Raw genomic sequence first — 23,067 nt, 5'->3', positions numbered from 1 at the left:
CAGCGGTCTGAGACTCCGTACTTTCCGTTCCAACCCGGATTTCTCCGTTGTTTCGGCTGCCGCCGCTCGGCGGCTCGAGGCAAAGCCCCGGCTCAGCGCCCCGCGCGCCGGTCGGGCTCGGTCTGCGCCCGCACGTGGATGCGCTCGCCGTCGCGACTGAAGATGCCGATGAGCTCCACGGGCTGGTCATCGGCGCTGCCCAGCCAGTGCGGTACCCGCGTCGCGAACTCCGCCGCCTCCCCCGGCTTCAGCACGATGTCGTGCTCGCCGAGTCGCAGCCGCAACCGGCCGTCGAGCACGTAGAGCCACTCGAACCCCTCGTGGCTGCGCAGCTCGGGCTCCTCGTCGCGCCGGTGCAGCACCATCCGCACCGTCTGCATGGCTGAGCCCTCCCGCGACAGCATCTCGACCTCGGCGCCCCACCGTTTCGAGAGTCGGGGTCGCACCCGCGGATCGGGTACCGCATCCGACACCAGCTCGTCGATGGTCACCTCGAGCGCCGCGGAGAGGGGGATGAGCAGCTCGAGGTTCGGCTGCCGCTTGCCACCCTCCAGCCGCGAGATGGTGCTCGCCGAGATGCCGGTGGTGGCAGCGAGCTCGGCGAGGGTCAGGTCGCGTTCGAGTCGTGCAGCCTTCAGCCGGGCGCCGATCCGGACGCCGCGACTCTCCGCGGCGGGCGTGGGGTCGGCTGTCGTTTCGCTCATCCGCTCATCTTGCCATTTCGGCACATCATTTTGCCAGTGCGGGTCGGCGCGGGACAGTGGAGGCATGAACCAAGAATCCTGGGATGTCATCGTCATCGGCGGCGGAGCCGCCGGCCTCAACGCGGCCCTCGTGCTCGCCCGCGCCCGCCGTCGGGTGGTGGTGGTCGACGCCGGCGAGCCGCGCAACCGCTTCGCCCCCCACATGCACGGCTTCCTCAGCCGCGACGGGATGTCGCCGTTGGAGCTGCTCGAGATCGGGCGCGCCGAGGTGCGAGGCTATGGCGGCGAGGTCGTGAGCGGTCGGGCGGTGCGAGCCGGGGGTGAGGCCGGCGCGTTCACGATCGAGCTCGACGACGGCCGGATGCTCACGGGCCGACGCCTCGTGATCGCCACCGGTCTGCGCGACGAGCTGCCCGACATCCCCGGCCTCGCCCGCCAGTGGGGCCGCGGCGCCGTCGCCTGCCCCTACTGCGACGGTTGGGAATCGCGCGACCAGCGGATCGGCGTGCTCGCCACCTCGGCCATGAGCGTGCACCAGGCGGGGCTGCTGCGGCAGTGGTCGGCCGACGTGACGTTCGTGGGCCCACTCACCGCGGATCTCGACCCCGAGACCCGCGCGGGGCTCGAGGCACGGGGCGTGCGCATCGACGCGCGCGCGGTGAGCGCCGTGGTCGAAGACGCCGACGGCACGCTGACCGGCCTCACTCTCGAAGACGACTCGGTCCTCCCCCTCGACCGCGTCTTCGTGGGCCCGCGCCTCGAGGCCAACGACGAGCTGCTACGTCAGCTGGGTGCGGCGCGGGCCGAGACCATGCAGGGCGAATGGGTCGCGTCGGACGCCTTCGGCGCCACGTCGGTGCCGGGCGTCTGGGTGGCGGGCAACTCCGCTGTCTCCCACGCGCTCGTGGTGATGGCGGCGGCATCGGGCGCATCCGTCGCCACGCAGATCAACGCCGACCTCGTGGGCGATGACACCCGCCGCGCGCTCGCCACGCAGTCGTCCCGATAACTCCGCAAATCCGAGGGACCAGTGCCCTACACGGCACCGGTCCTCGGATTCCGGTAGTTATCGGGAACCCTCAGCCCTGGGCGAGCTCCGACACGTCCTGCCACTTCTCCCATGTCGCTATGCGCGAGGCGTAGTCGGCCTTCGCGATGCCGAGCGGCGCGGTTCCGAAGAACACGCGCAGCGGCGGCTCCTCGGCGTCGACCACTCGGAGCATCGCCGCCGCCGAGGCCGCAGGATCGCCGCGTCTGCCCAACTGGGCGGCGCGCGCGGCGCCGACCTGGGCGTGCAACTCGGCGTAGTCCTCGAGCGGCTCGGACGTCGACGACGAGGAGCCGCTCCAGTCGGTGCTGAAGCCGCCCGGCTCCACGAGCGTCACCTTCACGCCGAAAACGCCGACCTCCTGGGCGAGCGCCTGCGAGAGGCCCTCGAGCGCCCACTTCGACGCGTGGTAGATGCCCACCAGCGGGAAGGCCGAGATGCCGCCGATCGACGAGACCTGGATGATGTGGCCGCTTCCCTGCTCGCGGAGGAACGGCAACGCGGCCTGCGTGATCCAGAGCGCTCCGAACAGGTTCGTCTCCAACTGCGCCCGCGCCTCAGCCTCGCTGAGTTCCTCGACGAATCCGAAATGCCCGTAGCCGGCGTTGTTCACGACGACATCGAGGCGTCCGAAGTAGTTGAACGCCTCGGTGACGGCGGCGAAGTCGGCCTCACGATCGGTGACGTCGAGCTGGAGCGGCAGGATGCGCTCGCCGAAGCGGTCGACGAGTTCCGCGAGCGTCGCCGTGTCGCGTGCGGTCGCGGCCACGCTGTCGCCGCGCTCGAGGGCGGCGGTCGCCCACTCGCGACCGAATCCGCGCGATGCGCCGGTGATGAACCAAACCTTCTGAGCCATGGGGGTTCCCTTCTCGATCGGGTCGCGGGGAGACGCGATCTCTTCGATCGACGCTAGCCCCGCCGCGCATCCCCGAGCAACGAAAAGGGGTAACACTCACTCCCCGCCGGGGCTGCCCCAGCCGTCGAGAACCAGGCGCGCGACAGCGTCGCGCAGCCAGGCCTCGTACCGTTCCATGCTCCAGCCGGATTGCGTCACGAGCTGCTCGTGGCTCTCCGGCGAGGCGACGAAGGAGAGGATGTCGGCGAGCTCCCGCCGCGAACCGTCGTCGAGCACCGGGCCAATGAGTCCGCGCCGCTCGAATTCCGCAACCGCGGCGAGGAAGTCGGCGCGCCGTCGGAGCAGCAGGTCGTCGAGCTCCTGGCGCACGAGCGCGTCCGACGACGCCGCGCTCAGGAAACCCGCCCAGAGTCCGCTGGTGCGCCGGTTCGCTTCGGCCACGAAGTGCACGAAACCGGCGACCACCTGATCATCCTCGAGTTGCAGGATGCCGCGCCCGACGTCTCGCTCGGCAATGGTCTGCGGCCCTTCGCTTCCGGCGAAGGCCTGCTCGAATGCGGCGAGCAGCAGCGCGCGCTTCGGGCCGCTCAGCTTCACGGTCTCCACCGAGACCCCGGCCTCAGCGGCGATGTCGGCGAGGGAGGTGCCGGCGTAGCCCGATCGAGCGAAGCAGGCGGCCGCGGCGTCGAGGATGCGCTGGCGCGTGTTCGCCGCCTGTTCGGCGCGCAGCGTCGAGTTGTAGCTGCGAACGGCGGAACTCCGGTTGTCAGGCATATTGACTTTCCTAGCGGGGTAGTGAATACTTCATCGGTATAGCCAAGCTTAACCCCTCGTCCCCTACACGAAGGCCCCACTGATGTCCTCCCTTCTCCTCTGCAGCACCCCCGTCCACGGCCATGTCACCCCGCTCCTCGCCGTCGCCCGCCACCTCGTGGCCGCCGGCCATCGCGTCCGCTTCCTCACGGGCGGCCGCTACCGCGACGCCGTCGAGGCCACCGGCGCCACCTTCCTGCCGCTCCCCGCCGAAGCAGACTACGACGACACCGACATGGATGCCGCTTTCCCCGGCCGGGTCGGATTGAAAGGCCCCGCCGGCATCCGCTACGACATGAACACGATCTTCGTCGCCCCCGCCCCCGCCCAACTGGCCGCACTCGACGCCGCCCTCGCCGCCGAGCACACCGACGCCGTGCTGGTGGAGTCGCTCTTCATCGGCGCCCTCTTCCTGCTCACCCGGCCCGGCACACGGCCGCCCGTCATCAACCTCGGCATCGTTCCCCTCGGCATCGACAGCGTCGACACGGCGCCGTTCGGTTTCGGTGCGACGCCGATCCCGGGCCTTCGCGGTCGCCTGCGCAACCGCGTGCTGAAGACCATGGCCGAGAAGGTGGTGTTCCGACCGGTGCAGGAGCAGGCGGTGCGGATGATCCGCGAGACCACCGGGGGCGAACTCACCACCTTCTTCCTCGGCTCGGCCGCTCTGGCCGATGCCATCGTGCAGTTCACGGTGCCCGCCTTCGAATACCCGCGGAGCGACCTCCCTCGCACGGTCCACTTCGTGGGCCCCGTGTCGCGTACCACGCCGTCGACCACCCCGGTTCCGGAGTGGTGGAACGACCTCGACGGCTCCCGGCCTGTGGTGCACATCACCCAGGGCACGGTGGCGAACAAGAACTACGACGAACTGATCGCTCCGGCGCTGACCGCGCTCGCGAGCGAAGACGTGCTCGTGGTGGTGAGCACCGGTGGTCGCCCGCTCGACACGCTGCCGCATCCGTTGCCCGCCAATGTGCGCGCCGCGTCGTACCTGCCCTACGACCGGCTGCTGCCGCTGACCGATGTGTTCCTCACGAACGGCGGCTACGGCGGTGTGCACTACGCGATGGAGCACGGGGTTCCGCTCGTCGTGGCGGGCGCCACCGAAGACAAGGTGGAGGTCACCGCGCGGGTCGCCTGGTCGGGCGTCGGCGTGAACCTCAAGACCAACGAGCCGACCCCCGCACGCATCCGCGACGCCGTGCGCGAGGTGCTCGCCGAGCCGCGCTACCGCGAGGCGAGTGCGCGCATCGGCTCCGACATCGTGGCCTCCCCCGGCCTCTCGGGCCTCGACGCGGTGCTCGTGGGCCTCACCCCCGCCCCCGCCCGCTGACCTCGTCCGAGCGCGTCGGCCGGACATCTCCAATCGTGCTGCGAACCGCGGCTCCCTGGGGCCCCGGTCGGAACCACGATTGGAGTTGTCCACGGCAAACAGCGTCATCACCCGGGTCTCTGAACTCGGTCGCGCCTCGCGAGCCGCTCCTCAGGAGAGCGCCTTCTCAGGAGACCGCCTTCTCAGGGGAGCGCCTTCTCGTAGAAGACGCGATCACGGTCGTCATCACGCCGCCGCTCGGTCTCGACGTAGCCCAGCCGTTCGTACAGCCGCTGATTCTCCACCATGACGACGTGGGTGTAGAGCCGGATGGTCGTGAGTCGCTGGCGGCGGGTGATGTCCTCGACCAACGCCAACAGCCGTCGCCCCACCCCCTGCCCCTGGAAGTCGGGATGAACGGCGATGTTCTCCAGGAGCACGTGGTCGGTCGACACCACGATCACCACGAACCCGGTGATGGTTCCGTCGCGCTCCGTCACCCACACGCCGCCGCGCTCGACGACGGCCGCGTAGTTGGCGTCCATCGGCACCGGGCGCATACCGTCCGGCATGCGAGGAAGGTAGACGGCGTAGGCGGCGGCCGCTATCCCGGCCAGGGCGGCGGCGTCACCGGCTGTCGCCTCCCGCACGTCCACCGAGGGAACCATGCCGGAACGCTACCACCGGCGCCGCACGCCGCGTCACCCGCCGCACGCGCAGTTGACCCGAGCACCACTCAGGTCGCGAGCAACCGCTTCCGCTGCTCTTCGACGTCGTAGTCGGCCGCGGGCCAGCCGAGGTCGAGCGCCTGCAGCGCCTCGTCGAGGATCTGCTGCACGGCCAGCGCCGAGTACCACTTCTTGTCGGCCGGCACCACGTGCCACGGCGCGTGCTCGGTGCTGGTCTCGGTGAGTGCCACCTCGTAGGCGTCCTGGAACAGCGGCCACAGACCGCGGTCGTCGACGTCGCCCGGGTTGAACTTCCAGTGCTTGTCGGAGCGGTCGAGGCGCCGCAGCAGGCGGTTCTTCTGCTCGTCGCGGCCGAGATGCAGCATCACCTTCAGCACCGTCGTGCCGTTCGACACCAGCCGGCGTTCGAACTCGTTGATCTCGGCGTAGCGCGCGGTCAACTCCTCCGAGGTGATGAGCTCGTGCACGCGCGGCACGAGCACGTCTTCGTAGTGCGACCGGTCGAAGATGCCGATGTGGCCGGGCGCGGGGAGCTCCTTCTCCACCCGCCAGAGGAACGGATGCGCCCGTTCCTCCTCGGTCGGCTTCTTGAACGCGTGGTGCGAGATGCCCTGAGGGTCCATCGGTCCGGCCACCCTCTTCACCACGCCGCCCTTGCCCGCGGTGTCCATTCCCTGCAGAACGAGCAGCACGGAGCGCTCGCTGCCGGACAGGCTGCCGGCGAAGAGCCTCTCCTGGAGCTTGCTAAGTGATCGACTCGTTCCGCCGAACACGTCTTCAGCGGCATCCTTGTCGAGCACGCCCGGGGTCGCCGATGTGTCGATGGCCGAGAGGTCGACGGGGCCGCTGACCCGCAAGCGGTCGCTCCAGCCGGTGGAATGGGTGGAGTGCTTGGTCACACGATCTCCTTCGCGAGGTGCCGGACGATCTCGGCTGCGCTGCCGGACCGGATGGAGCGGTAGTCCGCCCCCGCCCACACGTTGGTGCCGTGCGGGTCGCCGGCCGCGGTGGCGGCGGCGCGAAGGGGCATGGTGAGTTGGTTGACCTCCGGGTAGCCGAGGGGTGCTGCGGGATCGTGCCGACGCATGAAGTCGTTGAGGAGACCCCGCGCCGGGCGACCGGAGAAGGCGCGGGTGACGGCGGTGTCGGTGAACTGCTCGTCGACGAGTGCCGCGCGCTGCACGGCGGTGGTGCCGGCCTCGCGGGCGAGGAGGAACGCGGTTCCGGCCTGTGCGGCGACAGCACCGCGAGCGAGCACGTGAGCGATGGCGGCCGGGGTGGTGAGGCCGCCGGCGGCGACGAGCGGCGCATCCGTGTAGTGGTGGATGCTGCCGAAAAGGGTGTCGAGATCGTCGCTCGGCGGATCGGCGGCCGGATCGAAGGTGCCGCGATGGCCTCCGGCGAGCGGCCCCTGCAGCACGAGCACGGGTGCCCCGTTCGAGAGGGCGATCTGCGCCTCGGCGAGCGAGGTGACCGTGACGGTGACGAGCACTTCGGCGTCGCCGAGTCGGCCGATGGTCTCGGCGTCGGGACTGCCGAAGGTGAACGAGGCCACCGCGGGTCGGAGGGCGAGCAGCACGTCGAGCTTCTCGGCCCAGGCGTCGTCATCCGGATGCGGTACACCGGTTTCGACGCTGTGCCCGGCCGCATCCGGTGCCAGTTCCGCAGCGTAGGCGGCGAGCGTCTCCGCGGTGGCGACGGACGGCTGCGGCACGAACAGGTTCACGCCGAAGGCCTCACCCGTGATGAGTCGTGTGCGGTGGATCTGCTCGTCGAGCGCGTCGGCGCTGCGGTACCCGGCGGCGAGGAAGCCGAGCGCTCCGGCATTGCTCACGGCAGCCGCGAGCTCAGGTGTCGAGGGGCCGCCGGCCATCGGCGCCTGCACGATCGGAACGCGGAGTGCACGAAAATCGAACATCGCTTTCACCCTACTCGCGCCCGGGGCCGGGACTCAGAGTGGTTTCGCCATGGTGATCGCCGTCGTCTCGTAGCCGAGCGAGGTATAGAGCCGCTGGGCCACGGTGTTGTGGCCGAAGACGTTGAGGCCGAGCTTCACGGCGCCGTGCGCACGGGCCTCCGTCTCGGCGAGCAGCATGGTCTCGCGGCCGACGCCCCGGCCGCGATACGCCTCGTCGATCTCGATGTCGAACACCCACCACTCCTGCGGATGCCGAGGCGACATCGGCCCGATCCACAGCACGCCCACGAACTCACCGTCGCCTGTCACCACCTCGAAGACGAGCTGGCCCTCAGCCGGCGCCCCGTCGGGGAAGTACTGGGCGTTGGACTCGGTCGCACGCTCGTTCGCGTACTCGGCGGAATCACCCGCCGCCATCCGTTCCCGCACGTACTCGGCGCTGTGGCGCTCGAGCCACGCGGCGAACTTCTCCGCGGGCATGGGGTCTCAGTGCAGCCACCATGCTGCCACGGTACTGCGCGCCCCATCGAGTGGGCACGATTGGTCGCCCAGGGGCGTGCTGCATGACGAATCGTGCCCACTCGATGCCGCGCGTTCACCAGGCCAGACGCGAGGTGCTGCGGGAAGCGGCGCGAGCCGCGACCTCGCGCACGCGGGTGTGCAGTTCGCGGGAGGCGTCGGCGGCGAGCGGATGCGTGCTGCGCCCGTTCTGCGACACGAGCTCGCCGCCCACGTAGACCTGCGTCAGGTTGCGCAGGCCCATCGCGAAGGCGTAATGCGCGTAGACGTCCCACACCGGTCCCGTGTCGGGCGAGGCGGGGTCGACCACGAGGAAGTCGGCGAACTTGCCCACCTCGAGCGAACCGATCCGGTCGTCGACACCGAGCGCCTCCGCGGAGCCGAGGGTGTGCATGCGCAGCATGTCGCGGGGCATCAGGATGCCGGCATCCTCGTTCACGGCGCGCTGGGTGTAGATGCCGATCCGCAGATTCTGGAACGGGTCGGAGACATCCGTGCAGGACTGGTCGTCGAGCCCCACGCCGATCGGCATGCCCAGTTCGCGGAAGCGCGGGATGTCGGCGATCCCCGATCCGAGCCGACCGTTCGACGTCGGCTGCCACACCATCCCGGCCCCCTTGTCGGCTGCGACCCGTGACATGAAGACATCCGGATGCACGAAGTGGCCGAACAGGAATCCCGGCCGCAGCGCCCCCGCCTCCTCGTACCACCGGAACTTCTCGCGCTGCTGGTCGAGGGCCTCGCTCGTCTCGAGGAAATGCGCCTGGTTGCCGATGCCGTGCGCATCCATCGCCCGCACCTCGTCGCGCGCGGCCTGGGCCGACGCCGACCACTGCACGGCGCCGAACACCGAGGCGCCCAGGTCGAGCCCGGCGGGAACGTTCTGCTGCACGTGCTCGACGGCCCGAGCGAACACCTCGAACGCCTCCTCGACCGGCTGGAACTCGCTGTCGAGCCGGATCGAATTCATCGTGCGCAGCCCCGCGTCGCGCGCAGCGTCGATCTGACTGAACAGGTACTCCTCGGGCCGGATCGCGAAGATCTCGCGGGTATCGGTGGCAGCGTCGTACTTTCCCACCACGCGCGAATCGGTGAAGTTGTAGGCGCTCGTGACGCCGTTGCCGAGAAAGTCGAGGCATCCGTGCAGCGTGAACCAGTAGATGTCGTCGGCGGAGGCGGCCGAGATGAAGGTGCTCTGCTCGCCCACCCAGCCGTAGAGCGGCTCGCCCGGGGTCATGCCGCGCATGCCCGAGGTGAAGAGGTGACTGTGCGCCGAGATGAAGCCGGGGGCCACGAAGGCGCCACGGGCGTCGAGCACGCGGCCGGCGGCGGCACTCGGCGGATCGCCTTCGCCGAGCCCCGTGATGCGCCCGTCGGTTCCCACGCTCATCCAGCCACGGAACCAGTCGCTCCCATCGGCCATCGGGATGATCACGGCGTCGACGACGGTGAGGGCGGTGGTGGGCGCGACATCGGTCATGCCGACATCCTCTCCGCTCGACGTTGCAGCGACGTTGCGGGCGCGTTACCGGAGTTCGCCGCCCGCGACCGGGCGCGGCTGGGGCCGGATATTCTGGAGAGGTCCGCTCGCAGGCGTTCGGCCCGCGCTCCCAGCCGATGAGGATTCATGACTGTTTCAGACGAACCCCGCTCCGACATCCCCTTCGAGGTACCCGGTGCGATCGTGGTCGAGCAGCCGAAGGCGGTGCCGGCCCCCCGTGTGGTGCTTGTGCGGCACGGCGAGACTGAGTGGAGCCTGAGTGGTCAGCACACGGGTCGCACCGACATCCCGCTCACCGCGAACGGCGAAGAGCAGGCGCGGGCGGTCGGCCGGGTGCTGGCGGGCCAGACGTTCGGGCTGGTGCTGACGAGCCCGCGGCAACGGGCGACGGCCACGGCCGAGATCGCCGGATTCGGTGCCCAGGCCGAGGTCGACGCCGACCTAGCCGAGTGGGACTACGGAGCTTACGAAGGGCTCACGAGCCCCGAGATCGCCGAACGTTTCGGCGAACCGTGGAACCTGTGGGAAGACGGCGTCGAACCGGATGCGGAGGGCCGCGGCGAGCAGGCCGCCGACATGCTGCGCCGAAACACCGCGATCATCGAGCGGGCGCGCCGCACGCTGAACGGCGGCGACAACGTCTTGCTGTTCTCGCACGGCCACTATCTGCGCACGCTCGCCGCCACCTGGATGGGTCTGCCCATCCGCGCCGGCGAGCTCGTCGTGCTCGACACGGCATCGATCAGCGTGCTCGGATTCGAGCACGGCAACCAGGTGCTCCGCGCGTGGAACCGCACCCCCTGGTCGGAGTAGCCCCGCCCAGCGACGAACGCGGTGCACCCTAACCCGCGTACCCGACGCCGTCGGGCTGCAGCTGGCACGCGCGCCGGAGAAACTCCGACAGCCACCTCCCGGCCGGCTGGACGGTCTCTGGGTAAGATCACATGTATGGTGCCTGATCTTCCGGCCGAGTCCCAAGTGATTCCCTCGCGGCTTCCCGTCGGGCGGCTGGGTGTCGCTGTCGTCGCCGAACTGGTCGAACTCATCGTCACGGGTCGCTTGGAAGAGGGAGCCTTGCTTCCACCCGAGGGGCCACTGAGCGAGCGGTTCGGCGTCAGCCGCACGGTCTTGCGCGAGTCGGTCAAACGGCTCGAAGAGAAAGGGCTCGTCATCGTCTCCCAGGGGCGCGGCACCCAGGTGCTTGCGCCCGGCTACTGGAACATGCTCGATCCGGTGGTGCTCTCGGCCCTGATCGACAACGACCAGAGTCTCGGCGTTCTCGACCAACTCACCATCGTGCGAGCCAGCCTCGAATCGGCGATGGCCGGTTCGGTCGCGGCATCCCACACCACAGAAGGGTTGCGACGGCTGGAGAACGCGCTCACCGCAATGCGGGAGAGCGAATCCGAGACCGATTCCTTCCGCCAGGCCGACGTCGTTTTTCACTACGCCCTGATGGAGATCTCGACGAATCGCCTCGCCGAGAACATCGCGAAGCACCTCTACAAGCGGGCCGTCGAATCAACCCGCTACCAGGGGATCAATCCTCCTGACGCCACCGCGTTGACGCTCGACGAGCACGCCGCGATCGTCGACGCGATCGCACGCAACGACCAGGCCGGCGCCGAGAAGGCCATGCACGACCACATCCACGGCTCATGGGAACGTCGGCGGCTTCCCGACCACGCTCCGCTCAAGCGGTCACAGCGGGCCAAGCCCCAATCGAGCGAGACTCAGGCGGGCAAGCCTCAGTCGGGCAAGCCTCAGTCGGGCAAGCCTCAGTCGAGCGAGTAGACGCCGGCGGCGTTCTCGCCGAAGGCAGCGTGCGCTCGGCCTCGGTCAGCCCCCGGAGGATGGCGGGGCGAGGAGACTCGCCCCGCCATTCTGTTTTCGTGGTTTCGCTCGCGCCGAGATGGTGATGGAGTGGGAGCAGACCGCGACCGCGGCCATGAAGGAGCGTGAGAGCGTGAGCGACGACAGGAACGACGGGCCTCGCCCATTCGGCGAGGCCGACGAGCTGGCCACCAACGACGCCGTGGCCGGCGAGACGGTGTGGCCGGGCGCCGGCGACGGCAACGACGGGCCCACGGGCGGCTCGCCCAGCGAGGGCGAACCCGACTGGGAGCACTACGCCCCCGAGCAGAGCGGCCCCGACGAGTCTCAGCCCTTCGGCGACAAAGCCCCCGACGACCTCCGGGTCACCGACGAGTGAATTCCCTCGGAAGCCCTCGCAGCGACCGGATAGCGTATCCCTCATGAGCAAGCCCGTCATCCTCGTGCTCCCCGGAGGGGGCTACCACACGCTCGCGCCGCACGAAGGCGAGCCGGTGGCCGACTGGCTGCGCGGGCTCGGATGGGAGGCTCGGGTCATCCGTTATCCGGTGTCGACGCGGCATCCCGGCCCGCTCACCGTGGTGCAGGAGGCCATCGCCGCCGAGCGCGCGGCCGGAGCATCGGCGGTCGGGGTGCTCGGGTTCTCGGCGGGCGGCCACCTCGCCGGGCACGCGGCCTTCACGCCGGATGCCTCCAACGACGAGCGCCCCGACTTCGCCGTGCTCTGCTACCCCGTCGTGTCGATGGTGCAGCCGACCCACGCGGGCTCGCGCGCCGAATTGCTGGGCGACGACGCGTCTGACGAACTGCGCCGCGCGACGTCGCTCGAGCTGCTCGTGAACCCGGGGTCGCCGCCGGTGTTCCTCTGGTCGACCGCCGAAGACGAGTCGGTGCCCGTGGAGCAGCACACCTATCCGCTCGCAGAAGCACTCGCGACCGCCGGCGTGTCGCACGAAGTGCATGTTTTCGAGACCGGGCCGCACGGCCTGGGCCTCGCCGACGGGCATCCGGCAGCGGCCTGGACCACCCTCTGCGCCACCTGGCTCGCTGCGCGTCAGCCCGCCTGAATCGTCCGTTTCGGCGACTCGAAATTCTGTGAGTCGCGGCTCCTGGCTCCGGATGCGCGCGCCCGACTGCCACAATGGTTCCACCGAAGGGGAGTAGTTCCAGCGCCTGCGCACACCAGGCAGCGGACCTGTCGACACACTGGCCATCACGACGATCGGCCCGGCAATCCACCCCGGCATCGCCATCAGGCGTTCACGCCGGGGCGAACGAGACCTTCGATCGACACCGCCGAGCGCGCCGCGCCGACCGCCGATCAGGAGCCTCATGAACGACTTGCCCACGCCCGACGCACGAGGCGCATCCGTCTCCGGTTCCGCCGGCGCCCGCGGCACAGCGACCGCGCCGACCCCTGCCGAGCTCCGCCGCTGGCGGCAGTACCTGGCCGACGAACGCGCCGAGGCCCAGGTCTACCGCGAGCTCGCGCAGCGGCGCAGCGGTTCGGAGCGGGAGATCCTCTTGGCCCTCGCCGACGCCGAAGGGCGGCACGAGAGCCACTGGTTCGACCTGCTCGGCGACGCCGTGGGCAAGCCTCGGCCCGCCGATTTCCGCACCCGCATGCTCGCGGTGCTCGCCAAGCGCTTCGGTTCGGTCTTCGTGCTCGCCCTCATGCAGCGGGCCGAAGCGCGATCGCCCTATGAGACGGATGCCGACGCCACGCCGGCGATGGCGGCCGACGAACGCATCCACGGCGAGGTGGTGCGGGCCCTCGCGGCGCGCGGACGCAGCCGCCTCTCGGGCACCTTCCGCGCCGCCGTCTTCGGCGCCAACGACGGACTGGTCTCCAACCTCGCCCTCGTGCTCGGCATCGGCGCCACCGGCGTCGCCCCGAGCGTGGTGCTCGCGACGGGCATCGCGGGCCTCCTCGCCGGCGCGCTCTCGATGGGAGCCGGCGAGTTCGTGTCGGTGCGGTCGCAGCGCGAGTTGCTCGCAGCATCCACCCCCGACCCGCAGGCGCACACGGCGGTGCCCCGGCTCGACGTCGACGCCAACGAGCTGGCGCTGGTCTACCGGGCGCGCGGGATGTCGGAGCCCGATGCCTTGGCGAAGGCCCGCGACGTGTTCGGAGGCCTGACCACCTCCACCGCGGCCATCCGCATCCAGCGGGTCGGTGACGCCGGCATCACGGCGCCCGTGCTGCCGTCTGCCGGCGGAGCGGATGTCGCCGACGAGCACGAGGAGATCGGCACCGCCTGGCAGGCCGCACTCTCGTCGTTCTGCTTCTTCGCGTCGGGGGCGATCATCCCGGTGCTGCCGTACATCTTCGGGCTCTCGGGGCTCGCCGCGGTGGCGGTGGCCGCCGGCCTGGTGGGCCTCGCACTGCTCGGCACGGGTGCGGTCGTGGGCCTGCTCTCGGGCGGCCCGCCGCTCCGGCGAGCGCTGCGCCAGCTCGCCATCGGCTTCGGCGCGGCGGCGGTCACGTACGTGCTGGGCCTCGCCTTCGGCGCGACCGTCGGCTAGACACGCGGCACCCCACCCGCTCGGGTACGAAACGACGGAGCTGTCGCCGACGGCGGTGTGCTGCTCCGTCGTTTCGGTGATTCGGCCCGAAAGTCCGTCGTTTTGGACGTGCCCGGCATCGGGAAAAGCCGAGACGGAGGCCAGCTTGTCGTAGCCGGCGAACTTCGTGGCTACGTCGCTGCCGGTGAAGTTGTCCACCCAGCCGTCGCCGTCGTGGAAAAGCGCACCGACACGCAGTCGGGCGTGGTTCCCAGGTCGAACCTGACCTGGCCTGAACGCAGCCGTGGCGGATCGTTCGGACGGCTCCGGTGTGGTGGGCGTCTTCGGGCAGAGCCGTCCGAACGATCCGCCACGGCGTCCCCACCCCGACTCGGCGAACGACTCGCCACGTCAGCACCCCGACTCGTCCCGAAGCGGGCCAAACACGGCGGTCTTGCCCGTTTCGGGACGAGTGGGCGCGGAGATGTGCCTGAGCGGGCGAGTTCGGGGAGACTGGTGAGGCACGCGATGGAGGTAGGCAGATGGTGGATGTGACGGGCGAACGGATGGGCGACCTGGTCGTGTTCCTCGAGGAGGGCGCAGCCGCTGCCGACACGATGAGGGACGCGGCGGCCGGCACGTTCGGCGACCCCGGCACACAGAGCGGCACAGCCCCGCACAGCACCCCGCCAACCCAGGGCGACCCCGCCACACAGAGCCCCGCAGCCACGCAGACCCCCGCGCAGACCACCACCCCCACACAGCGCGGCGCGGTTCCGCTCGCCGAGGCCCGCATCGGCGTCGCCGATCTCGCCGTCACGCGCGGAGACGGCATCTTCGAGTCGATCGGCGTCATCGACGGCCGGTTCATCGAGCTCGACCGCCACCTCCGGCGCCTGGAGCACTCTGCCGCCCTCCTCGACCTCCCGCGACCCGACAGCGCAGCATTCGCCGAGGCCGCGCGGCGCGGTCTCGACGCGCACTCCGCCGAACCCGAGCTGCTGGTGAAGCTCTTCTACAGTCGCGGGATCGAGGGCGCCGGCATCCCCAGCGGCTGGGTCGAGGTGCTCACGGGAGACGACCATCGCGCGGCCCGCAGCACGGGCATCCGTGTCGTGACGCTCGACCGTGGCTACCGGCACGACATCGCGCAGACCTCGCCGTGGCTGTTGCAGGGCGCCAAGACGCTCTCCTACGCGTTGAACAAGGCTGCCCTCCGCGAAGCGGCTCGACGAGACGCCGACGACGTGATCTTCGTGAGCACCGACGACGTGGTGCTCGAGGGCCCGACCTCGAACGTGCTGGTGCGGCACGGCGATCTGTTCCGCACTCCGCGAACGGATCTCGGCATCCTGGCCGGCACGACGCAGGCCGCCGTCTTCGAGACCCTCATGGCCCGAGGCTTCGAGACAATTGAGGCTGCGCTCTCTGTGGCTGATCTCGCCTCGGCCGATGCCGTCTGGCTGCTCTCCAGCGGCCGCCTCCTGGCTCCGGTTCGCGAACTCGACGGGCAAGCCATGCCGGTCGACCGCGAATTCAGCGAAAGCCTGCTCACCGAGACCTTCGGCGTGCACCCGTGACCGACCGGCGGACCCGACCGACCCGCAGACCCGACCGACCCGCATCCTGAGCACCGCGCATCCCTGACGACGAGGAGTCGACCGTGAGTGACCAGTCCCCCGCGAATCCGCCCGCCGGAGCCGGCCCGAACGGCCGCCCGGGAGGCACCGTTCTCGCCCGTCGCCTCCGCCAGATGACAGGACGCGATCCGAACGAACCCCACCGCGCGGCCACTCCTCTCGAACTGCTCTTCGACCTCGCGTTCGTGGTGGCCTTCAGCCAGGCCAGCGGTCAGCTCTCGCACTATCTGGCCGAAGCCCAGTTCGCGCCGGCGATCGGCGCCTTCGCGTTCGCGATGTTCGCGATCTGTTGGGCCTGGATCAACTTCTCCTGGTTCGCCTCGGCCTACGACACCGACGACTGGTTCTACCGGATCACCACCATGGTGCAGATGATCGGCGTCGTGATCGTGGCCCTCGGCATCCCGCCCCTGTTCCACTCGCTGGCCGAAGGCCACTACCTCGACAACTCGATCCTGGTGGCCGGCTACGTGGTGATGCGCATCGCGATGGTGGCGCAGTGGTTGCGCGCCGCCCGGCAGGACCCGCGCCGACGGCGCACCGCGCTCACCTACGCCGCATTCATCACCGCGGCCCAGATCGGGTGGGTCACGCTGGCGATCGCGCACACGACCGTCGAGGTCGCGCTTCCCGTCTCCCTGCTGCTGTTCGCGGTCGAGCTGATCGGCCCCTACATCGCCGAGCGCCGTACGGGCACGGAGGGCACGCCCTGGCATGCGCACCACATCGCCGAGCGGTATGGGTTGCTGACGATCATCGCGCTCGGCGAAGGCGTGTTCGGCACGGTGACGGCGGTGTCGGCCGTGGTGGAGGAGCAGAGCTGGACGATGGAGGCCGCCCTGCTCGTGGTCGCGGGCATCGGGCTCACCTTCGGGTTGTGGTGGTCGTACTTCCTGATGCCGGCCGCGGCCATCCTGCAGCGCTACCGCATCAAGGCTTTCGTGTGGGGCTACGGGCACATCTTCGTCTACGCCTCGATCGCGGCGACAGGCGCCGGGTTGCACGTCGCCGCCTACGTGATCGAGGGCGAAGCGGTCATCGGCACGGTGGGCGCCGTGCTCTCGGTGGCCATTCCGGTGCTCATCCTGTGCCTGGCGATCTTCTCGCTCTACGACTTCTTGGTGGAGCAGATCGATCCGTTCCATTTCTGGCTGATCGCCGGCACGGTGGCACTGCTCGTTCTCTCGGTGCTCGCCGCCACCTGGGGAGCATCGCTCGGCGTGTGCCTCGTGCTCATCACACTGTCGCCGTTCGTGGTGGTGGTCGGATATGAGACCATCGGCCACAAGCACGAGGCGGTCGTCTTGAGGCACCGGCTGGGCTGAGCTCCCCGCCCTAACCGAGGGGGAGGAAGGTGCTCCAGGCCCGGCGGCGGTGGGGCCGGGGGTCGGATTCGACGCGGTCGGATTCAGCGATGATCATGGTGCGGCGATCGTGCTCCGAGTAGGGCGGCCAGGTCTCCGGGGGCCGGCCGACGGCAGCGAAGTGCAGCCAGCTGTCGCGCATCCGTTCCCCCGCCCCATTGAAGGGCTTGCGGCCGCCGAACAGGGTCATCGCCCGGCCGAACCCGGCGTCGGCCTGGTCGAACAGGGCGAACATCTCGAGTCCGTGGGTCGCGTCGAGCCCGACCCACTTCATCAGGCGCGGTGCCACGTCGAAGCGGTAGCAGTGCACGGGCGCGTAGCGGGAATGGAAATCGGCCACCTTCACGCTCGGGTACCAGAATGCGTAGTCGCCCGCGAAGTCGGCCGCACTGCGTCGCGCCGGCAGCCCCGGATAGGCGTCGTGCATCGGGGTTCGGGCGTCTTCCGGCGCCCGGGCGAACAGGGCATGGATGCGGGGCGCAGAGCTCGGCAGGATGTCGATCCGGCCTCGGAAGATGGCACCTTCCCGGTCGTTGGTGCCGATGATGAGCGGAACCCGGTGAGCCTGGCCGGTGCGGATCGCGTGCAGCGGATGGCGAGGCAGGAACCGTCCGTCGACGACCGGCGCGAGGCAGAAGGTGCCGGGATACCACTCGGGCGTGCGGGCTTGGATCGTCAGCGCCGCCGTGACGAGCTCCGTGGCCGGTGCTTGGGTGAGCAGCGCGACGGTCTCGTCGTTGCTCAGCTCGCGCTCGAGGTCGTGCTGCCGGCGCTCACGCACGACCTCGATGAACTCGGCGGCCCAGGTCGCGGCGAGGGCACGCGAGTAGACCGCGTTCGACGGCGGGCTCTGCGCGATGGCCCGGTGGAAAAGATCTCGAGCTGCCGGGATGGCCAGAAGAGTGGTGACGGCGTTGCCTCCGGCGGATTCACCGAAGACCGTGACGTTGCCGGGGTCGCCCCCGAAGGAGGCGATGTTGCTCTGCACCCACCGCAGTGCAGCGACCTGATCGCGCAGGCCCAGGTTGCTGTCGATCCGTCGCCGGCGGCTGGAGTAGCGCGAGAAGTCGAGGTAGCCGAGCGCACCGAGCCGGTAGTTGAAGCTCACGTAGACGACCTGACCGGTTCGCACGAAGCTCTCGCCCTGCCCGGTGAACTCCCGTGACGAGCCGGCGCTGTAGCCGCCACCGTGGATGAACACCATCACCGGCATGCTCCCGCTGCGTGGATTTGCGGGCGACACCACGTTGACCGTGAGGCAGTCCTCGCCGGAGGGGATGCTCGGAGGCACGCCGGTGAACTGGCCCTTGTAGGCCTGGGGAGCGACGAGTCCGAAGGTGGACGCATCGCGCGATCCGTTCCAGGCAACCACGGGATGCGGAGACCGGAACCGCAGGGCACCGACCGGTGGAGCGGCGTACGGGATGCCACGCCAGGCGACCGTCGACCCCTCGCGCAGGCCGCGGACGACGCCTCCGGTCACCCGGACATCCGTCGACACCAGCGTCGCCATGGGACTCCGCACCGCCTTCCAGGGTCTGGGGAAGGCTTGCCCGATTGTAGCTCCGAGCGGCCCGCGGTGTCATCGGGCGGCAGCTCTGCCAGCTCATGCGGATCCGCAGCGCGGCCGCCCGCATCCGCTCTCTCGCCACGGCAGCCGCGACTGAGCACGGGCGTGTTCCCGCTGGAGGTCGTCATGCTTTTGCCGTCGATTTCCCCCCGCGAGAATACCCCGCCCGGTGCCCTAGGCTTGCCGCACGAGGTGCGAAGGAGACGCAGTGAGCAACGCCGACGGAAACCAGACGACCCCCGCTGGATGGTACGCAGATCCGGCCGGATCGCCGCAGCTGCGCTGGTGGGACGGAACCGCCTGGACCGACCATCTCCAGCCCGCCCAGGCCCCGGTCGCGCAGCCCGCACACGCGAGTGCGCCGGCCGCGGCGCCGTCGCCCGCCCCCGCATACGGCTACGCCTACCCGGCGGCGCCCGTCCTCCCCTCGGTTCCGGCCGGCACGCCGGCATACGGCCCCTTCATCTGGGTCATCACCCTCCTGCCCCTCATCTCGCTCCTGCTCATCCCCCTACTCCTCCCGAGCCTGGCGGAGTCGCTTCGCTCGTCGCTGGCAGACCCCTACAGCCAACAGCTCTACGGCGGCTACACGATGTCGGGTCTCGTGGTGCAAGGCGTCGTCAACCTCCTCAGCCTCGTGCTCTACGCGGCCGTGGTCGTTCTCGCCTATTTCGACCACCGCTGGCTACTGCGCACCGGCTACGCACGGCCGTTCCACTGGGCCTTCGCCTTCCTCGGCTTCGTGTATCCCATCGGCCGGTCGGTCGTCGTGCGCCGGCGCTCAGGGCGCGGCATCGCTCCGATGTGGGTGTCCATCGCGATCGCTGCGCTCGGCCTGATCATCGGCATCGCGCTGACGGTCTGGGTGTTCGGTGTGGTGTTCTCGACGATGTCGACCGGCTACGGCTACGTGAGCTGACGCGCCTCGCCTTCTAGGTCTCGAGCGTCGAGACCGGCTCCTCTGCCTCGACGATGTAGGTGGAGAGCATCCGCCCGGTGCCAGGGCCGAGGTCGGTGGCGTTGTGCGGCACGCGCGGCGGGATCAGGAATCCGTCACCCGCGTTCAGGATGATCGTCTCCCCGTCACGGCGTTCCATGCGCACCGTGCCGGCGACGATGTAGCCGACCTCCTCACCGGGATGGTGATGCCAGCCCGACGAGACGCCCTCGGGGATCTCGGTGAGCACTTGCACGATGTCCCGCCCGGGGATCGACGAGTGCTCGTGCTGGATCGTCGTTCGCTTGAGGTTCTGGGTCAGCTCGTCGGCGGAACCCGAATCGGCGGGAGTCATGAGACCGACGCGACGGCTTCACGGATGAGGTCGACCACCTGCGCTGCCTCGGGAATCCCGACGGTGTGCGAGCCGCCCGCGAGTTCGACGGTCTTCTTCGAGCCGGCGCGCTCCGCCATGAGACGATGCATCGCCACCGGGATGTTCTTGTCTTCGGCACCGAAAAGGAACCACGACGGAACCGTCTTCCACGCCGGCTCGCCGGACTGCTCACCGAACGCCGCGTCGCGGATCGGGCGCTGGGTGACGGCCATGACACCGGCCACCTCCGCCGAGGAGTCGGCGGCGAACTGCGCGTGGTACTTGCTCTGCTCGATGTAGAGATCGTTGCCGCCGTCAGGCAGCGGCACCGAAGCGAGCGTCTCACCGAGCGTCGAGCCGGGCAGTCGCGCGGCCAGGTCTCCGGGCGTTTCTCCGGCTACGGGCGCGAAGGCTCCGACGTACACGAGAGCCTTGACCGCAGGGTTGTCGGTTCCACCTCCGCTGATGACCGTGCCGCCGTACGAGTGCCCGACGAGCACGATGTCGCCGCTGATGTCCTTCAGGAGGGCTCGGAGGTACTCGCTGTCGGAGCTGACCCCACGCAGCGGGTTGGCCACAGCGATGACCGGGAAGCCGTCGCTGACCAGGCCGGTGATCACCCCGTTCCAGCTGGAGGATTCGGCGAATGCGCCGTGCACGAGAACGATGGTCGGTTTACCGGCGGATGGTTCGGTGATGCTCACAGTCTTCTCCTTCGGGACACGACTGAGCTCGTCGGACCGGGACCGCGCCGGGAGGTCAGCCTGGGGGTACTCGATGGACGACGGAACCCGGGGTGGACGCCGTCGGAACGTTGCGTCTACATATCTTGCTCATCCGGCGACCGCAGTGTCAACGAACCGCGACGCGGTTGCTCAGGCGACGATCGCCAGCAGCTCGTCGAGGGTGCCGATGACGTGCGCCGCGCCCGCCGAACGCAAGGCCTCGGGGCTGCAGTACGCATCCGTCACGCCCACCGCGGTGTAGCCGGCCGCCGAGGCGCAGCGCATGTCGTCGGCGCTGTCGCCCACGTAGAAGGCGTTCGACCGCTGCGGACGATGCCGCAGCAGCATCTCGAATTTGTCCCCCACGGATGCGTCGACCGAGTTCCACACGGCCGGCACCGCGAGTGCGCGCTGGTCGAATCGCACGGCGGCGGCGGATGCGGCCGAAACGACGCCGAGCCAAGCGCCGGCCCGCGAGAGGGTGGAGAGGCATTCCGCCGCGCCGTCGCGGAGGCGGGCGTGGGTGTCGGCCATCTCGGCGTTCCACTCCTCCTCCGCCAGGGCGTGCTCGGATTCGGGAATGCCGAGTCGGCCGAACAACTGCCCGAGCGGCAGCCGGAAGCGCACCGAGAACTCCGCCTCGCCGAGCACCGGGATGCCCCGCCCGGCGAGCACCGCGTTCAGAGCCGCACGCGCGCGATCGGCGTCGACCACCACCGTGCCGTTCCAGTCGAACAGCACCATGGTCTCGCCGAGTGTCGCCACCGGCCGTTCCTCACCCCTGACCACCGTTTGTCCGTTCTGTCCCCATCCGATCTCCGGGCGTGCGATATCCGCACGCAGCGGAGCTGCACCTCTGCCGAGGCTTCTGCACATCTTCCGTCGCCGAGGAGTCGGCACGGCGGCACGCAGACCGAAGGTCAGGTGAACGGAGGGTGAAGAGACGGCGTCAGCACCTGTCGTACACGTGACGAGCATCGCCCGCCGGCGCCAGATCGCGGTCGCGCAACACGGTGGCGTGCGGGGTCTGCGGGTCGGCGCACACCGCGGCGAAGTCGCCCCGCAGGTCGTCGGTGTACTCGATGTCGATCAGCTGATCGCCGTAGACGTCTGTGTACGCGGCGCACTCGTCGAAACGGTGGCACTCCTCCGTCACGGCGAAGTCGAAGCCGATCTCGTCGCGACCCCGGTCGCCGAGTTCGCTCGTGTTCTTCTGGCCGGCGGCGAGTCCGGCGGCGTGGGCGGATGCGACGAGTCGCGTCGCGAAAGCCACCGCGTCGTCGAGGGTGAAGGCGCCGTGCGAGCGCGTGGAGGAGTCGAGGTTGTCGAACTCCACGGCCTGGAAGCCGTCGTCGGCGCATCCCTGGATCGTGGGCGCGAGCATCCGCGCGACCGCCTCACGGTTCTCGGCCGTGCTGAGGTCGAAGAGGTGCTCGTCGGGCCAGCCGGGGTCGACGAGCAGGGCTCCGGATGCCTCGTGCACGAGCAGCTCGTCGGGCCACTCCGCGCCGGGCTGGGTCTGGAACCCGTTGACGTAGCAGATCGAGTAGAGGCCCGGCGCCGGATCATCGGTGCTGTCCCGCGCCACCACGGTCACGCCGGGTGCCGGTTCGTACCCGCCCCCGAGCTGGTAGTCGGCCACGGCGGCGGCGGGCAGGGCGGCGGGCGCGCCCGTCTCGGGTGCTGCGCCCGTCTCGGGTGCCGCTCCCGCGCATCCGCTCGCCTCGATCAGCACGAGGAGTGCGAGGGCGACCACCCGTGCCCGCACGTCAGCGGGCAGCGAAGCTGTCGGTGGCCGTGATGAGGGCGTCGAGGATGCCGGGCTCGTCGTAGGCGTGGCCGGCATCCGGAATCATGTGCAGCTCGGCTTCGGGCCAGGCGCGGTGCAGGTCCCAGGCGTTGTAGGCCGGGGTGCAGAGGTCGTAGCGGCCGTGCACGATGACGCCCGGGATGTCGCGCAGCTTCGACGCGTCGCGGATCAACTGCTCGGGTTCGAACCAGCCGTGATTCACGAAGTAGTGGTTTTCGATGCGGGCGAAGGCGAGCGCGTAGCTCGGCTCGGCGAACACGGCGATGAGGTCGTCGCGCGGAATGAGCGTGATGGCCGACGCCTCCCAGGTCGACCAGGCCACCGCCGCGGGGCCGTGCACGGTGGGGTCGGGGTCGTTGAGGAGGTGGTGGTAAGCGGTGATCAGGTTGCGCCGCTCCTCCTCCGGAACCGGAGCGAGGAACCCCTCCCACCGCTCGGGCAGGATGGCGGCGGCACCGCCCTCGTAGAACCAGTCCAGTTCGCTGCGCCGCAGGGTGAAGATGCCGCGCAGGATGAGTTCGGTCACCCGCTCGGGGTGGGTCTCGGCGTAGGCCAGACCGAGGGCGCTGCCCCACGAACCGCCGAGTACTTGCCAGCGGTCGATGCCGCGCGCCTCGCGCAACCGCTCCATGTCGGCCACGAGGTGCCAGGTCGTGTTGGTGGTCAGCTCGGCGTCGGGGTCGCTGGCGTGCGGGAGGCTCTTGCCGCAGCCGCGCTGGTCGAAGAGCACGATCCGGTATCTCTCCGGGTCGAACAGCCGCCGGTGCTGCGGCGTCGTGCCGCCGCCCGGCCCGCCGTGCAGGAACACGACCGGCTTGCCTTCCGGGTTGCCGGACTCTTCCCAATAGATGCTCTGGCCATCACCCACGTCGAGCATGCCGCTCTCGTTGGGTTCGATCTCTGGGTAGAAGCTGCGCATTCCTCAAGCCTAGGGTGCTGGCGGC

The 23,067-nt window shown here is 69.8% G+C and carries 24 protein-coding genes; 10 read left to right on the top strand and 14 right to left on the bottom strand.

The features are described from left to right. Window positions 1–92: 92 nt before the first annotated feature. On the bottom strand, window positions 93–704 hold the full coding sequence (locus N1027_RS07350) for a helix-turn-helix domain-containing protein (protein WP_259506585.1): 612 nt from the start codon (window positions 702–704) through the stop codon (window positions 93–95). Between the two features lie 64 nt (window positions 705–768). On the opposite strand from N1027_RS07350, the gene N1027_RS07345 reads away from it, so the two are divergent. Continuing rightward, window positions 769–1,713, top strand: a complete 945-nt coding sequence (locus N1027_RS07345) for an NAD(P)/FAD-dependent oxidoreductase (RefSeq protein WP_259506583.1) — start codon at window positions 769–771, stop codon at window positions 1,711–1,713. 70 nt (window positions 1,714–1,783) lie between these two features. Here N1027_RS07345 and N1027_RS07340 read toward each other — a convergent pair whose 3' ends face one another. Both N1027_RS07340 and N1027_RS07335 read right to left on the bottom strand, forming a co-directional pair. After that, window positions 1,784–2,608: an SDR family oxidoreductase gene (locus N1027_RS07340; RefSeq protein ID WP_259506581.1), complete on the bottom strand. Its 825-nt coding sequence runs from the start codon at window positions 2,606–2,608 to the stop codon at window positions 1,784–1,786. Window positions 2,609–2,704: 96 nt separating this feature from the next. Continuing rightward, window positions 2,705–3,382: a TetR/AcrR family transcriptional regulator gene (locus N1027_RS07335; protein WP_259506580.1), complete on the bottom strand. Its 678-nt coding sequence runs from the start codon at window positions 3,380–3,382 to the stop codon at window positions 2,705–2,707. Window positions 3,383–3,464: 82 nt separating this feature from the next. Between N1027_RS07335 and N1027_RS07330 the strand changes: the two genes are divergently transcribed. Next, the gene (locus N1027_RS07330) at window positions 3,465–4,757 is read left to right on the top strand and encodes a glycosyltransferase (RefSeq protein ID WP_259506579.1); all 1,293 of its coding nucleotides are present in this window, start codon (window positions 3,465–3,467) and stop codon (window positions 4,755–4,757) included. 182 nt (window positions 4,758–4,939) lie between these two features. Here N1027_RS07330 and N1027_RS07325 read toward each other — a convergent pair whose 3' ends face one another. The 5 genes from N1027_RS07325 to N1027_RS07305 form a co-directional block, all read right to left on the bottom strand. Further along, the gene (locus tag N1027_RS07325; protein WP_259506576.1) at window positions 4,940–5,404 is read right to left on the bottom strand and encodes a GNAT family N-acetyltransferase; all 465 of its coding nucleotides are present in this window, start codon (window positions 5,402–5,404) and stop codon (window positions 4,940–4,942) included. Between the two features lie 68 nt (window positions 5,405–5,472). Next, window positions 5,473–6,324: a PPK2 family polyphosphate kinase gene (locus N1027_RS07320; RefSeq protein ID WP_259506574.1), complete on the bottom strand. Its 852-nt coding sequence runs from the start codon at window positions 6,322–6,324 to the stop codon at window positions 5,473–5,475. Next, window positions 6,321–7,343: a nitronate monooxygenase gene (locus N1027_RS07315; protein WP_259506565.1), complete on the bottom strand. Its 1,023-nt coding sequence runs from the start codon at window positions 7,341–7,343 to the stop codon at window positions 6,321–6,323. The genes N1027_RS07320 and N1027_RS07315 overlap by 4 nt, the downstream gene beginning before the upstream one ends. Window positions 7,344–7,376: 33 nt before the next feature. Continuing rightward, window positions 7,377–7,823, bottom strand: coding sequence for a GNAT family N-acetyltransferase (locus N1027_RS07310; RefSeq protein WP_259506563.1), 447 nt, complete (start codon window positions 7,821–7,823; stop codon window positions 7,377–7,379). Between the two features lie 115 nt (window positions 7,824–7,938). Beyond that, a complete protein-coding gene (locus N1027_RS07305) occupies window positions 7,939–9,342 on the bottom strand; it encodes an amidohydrolase family protein (protein WP_259506562.1) in 1,404 nt (467 codons plus the stop codon). 147 nt (window positions 9,343–9,489) lie between these two features. Between N1027_RS07305 and N1027_RS07300 the strand changes: the two genes are divergently transcribed. From N1027_RS07300 to N1027_RS07270, 7 genes are all read left to right on the top strand, one after another. Beyond that, window positions 9,490–10,176, top strand: coding sequence for a histidine phosphatase family protein (locus tag N1027_RS07300; RefSeq protein WP_259506559.1), 687 nt, complete (start codon window positions 9,490–9,492; stop codon window positions 10,174–10,176). A gap of 135 nt (window positions 10,177–10,311) precedes the next feature. Next, a complete protein-coding gene (locus N1027_RS07295) occupies window positions 10,312–11,157 on the top strand; it encodes a FadR/GntR family transcriptional regulator (RefSeq protein ID WP_259506557.1) in 846 nt (281 codons plus the stop codon). Between the two features lie 172 nt (window positions 11,158–11,329). Further along, on the top strand, window positions 11,330–11,575 hold the full coding sequence (locus tag N1027_RS07290) for a hypothetical protein (protein ID WP_259506556.1): 246 nt from the start codon (window positions 11,330–11,332) through the stop codon (window positions 11,573–11,575). A gap of 43 nt (window positions 11,576–11,618) precedes the next feature. Beyond that, window positions 11,619–12,263 (top strand): alpha/beta hydrolase, encoded by a 645-nt coding sequence (locus tag N1027_RS07285; RefSeq protein ID WP_259506554.1) that lies wholly within the window; start codon window positions 11,619–11,621, stop codon window positions 12,261–12,263. Window positions 12,264–12,528: 265 nt separating this feature from the next. Next, the gene (locus N1027_RS07280) at window positions 12,529–13,722 is read left to right on the top strand and encodes a VIT1/CCC1 transporter family protein (RefSeq protein ID WP_259506552.1); all 1,194 of its coding nucleotides are present in this window, start codon (window positions 12,529–12,531) and stop codon (window positions 13,720–13,722) included. 521 nt (window positions 13,723–14,243) lie between these two features. After that, window positions 14,244–15,281, top strand: a complete 1,038-nt coding sequence (locus tag N1027_RS07275) for an aminodeoxychorismate lyase (protein ID WP_259506551.1) — start codon at window positions 14,244–14,246, stop codon at window positions 15,279–15,281. An 83-nt stretch (window positions 15,282–15,364) separates the two neighbouring features. Further along, window positions 15,365–16,666, top strand: coding sequence for a low temperature requirement protein A (locus tag N1027_RS07270; RefSeq protein ID WP_259506549.1), 1,302 nt, complete (start codon window positions 15,365–15,367; stop codon window positions 16,664–16,666). 10 nt (window positions 16,667–16,676) lie between these two features. Here the strand turns inward: N1027_RS07270 and N1027_RS07265 are convergent, their stop codons facing one another. After that, on the bottom strand, window positions 16,677–18,218 hold the full coding sequence (locus N1027_RS07265; protein WP_259506548.1) for a carboxylesterase/lipase family protein: 1,542 nt from the start codon (window positions 18,216–18,218) through the stop codon (window positions 16,677–16,679). A 265-nt stretch (window positions 18,219–18,483) separates the two neighbouring features. On the opposite strand from N1027_RS07265, the gene N1027_RS07260 reads away from it, so the two are divergent. Next, window positions 18,484–19,194: a DUF2510 domain-containing protein gene (locus N1027_RS07260; protein ID WP_259506547.1), complete on the top strand. Its 711-nt coding sequence runs from the start codon at window positions 18,484–18,486 to the stop codon at window positions 19,192–19,194. A gap of 13 nt (window positions 19,195–19,207) precedes the next feature. On the opposite strand, the gene N1027_RS07255 is transcribed toward N1027_RS07260, so the two are convergent. The 5 genes from N1027_RS07255 to pip form a co-directional block, all read right to left on the bottom strand. Beyond that, window positions 19,208–19,567, bottom strand: a complete 360-nt coding sequence (locus N1027_RS07255; protein WP_259506545.1) for a cupin domain-containing protein — start codon at window positions 19,565–19,567, stop codon at window positions 19,208–19,210. After that, window positions 19,564–20,292 carry an alpha/beta fold hydrolase gene (locus N1027_RS07250; protein WP_259506543.1) on the bottom strand — a complete coding sequence of 243 codons (729 nt, stop codon included), beginning with the start codon at window positions 20,290–20,292 and terminating at the stop codon, window positions 19,564–19,566. Before N1027_RS07250 ends, N1027_RS07255 begins: the two co-directional genes overlap by 4 nt. Window positions 20,293–20,463: 171 nt before the next feature. Beyond that, entirely contained in the window at window positions 20,464–21,078 is a 615-nt protein-coding gene (locus N1027_RS07245; RefSeq protein ID WP_259506541.1) for an HAD family hydrolase, read from the bottom strand. A 184-nt stretch (window positions 21,079–21,262) separates the two neighbouring features. Next, window positions 21,263–22,069: an endo alpha-1,4 polygalactosaminidase gene (locus tag N1027_RS07240; protein ID WP_259506540.1), complete on the bottom strand. Its 807-nt coding sequence runs from the start codon at window positions 22,067–22,069 to the stop codon at window positions 21,263–21,265. Between the two features lie 13 nt (window positions 22,070–22,082). Next, complete coding sequence (pip, locus tag N1027_RS07235; protein ID WP_259506539.1) at window positions 22,083–23,042, bottom strand: prolyl aminopeptidase; 960 nt, start codon at window positions 23,040–23,042, stop codon at window positions 22,083–22,085. Window positions 23,043–23,067 lie beyond the last annotated feature (25 nt).

It is taken from the genome of Herbiconiux aconitum, from assembly GCF_024979235.1.
Taxonomy (GTDB): Bacteria; Actinomycetota; Actinomycetes; order Actinomycetales; family Microbacteriaceae; genus Herbiconiux; species Herbiconiux aconitum.
Note: the sequence above shows the minus strand (reverse complement) of the source record. Positions and strands in the feature narration are given on the sequence as shown.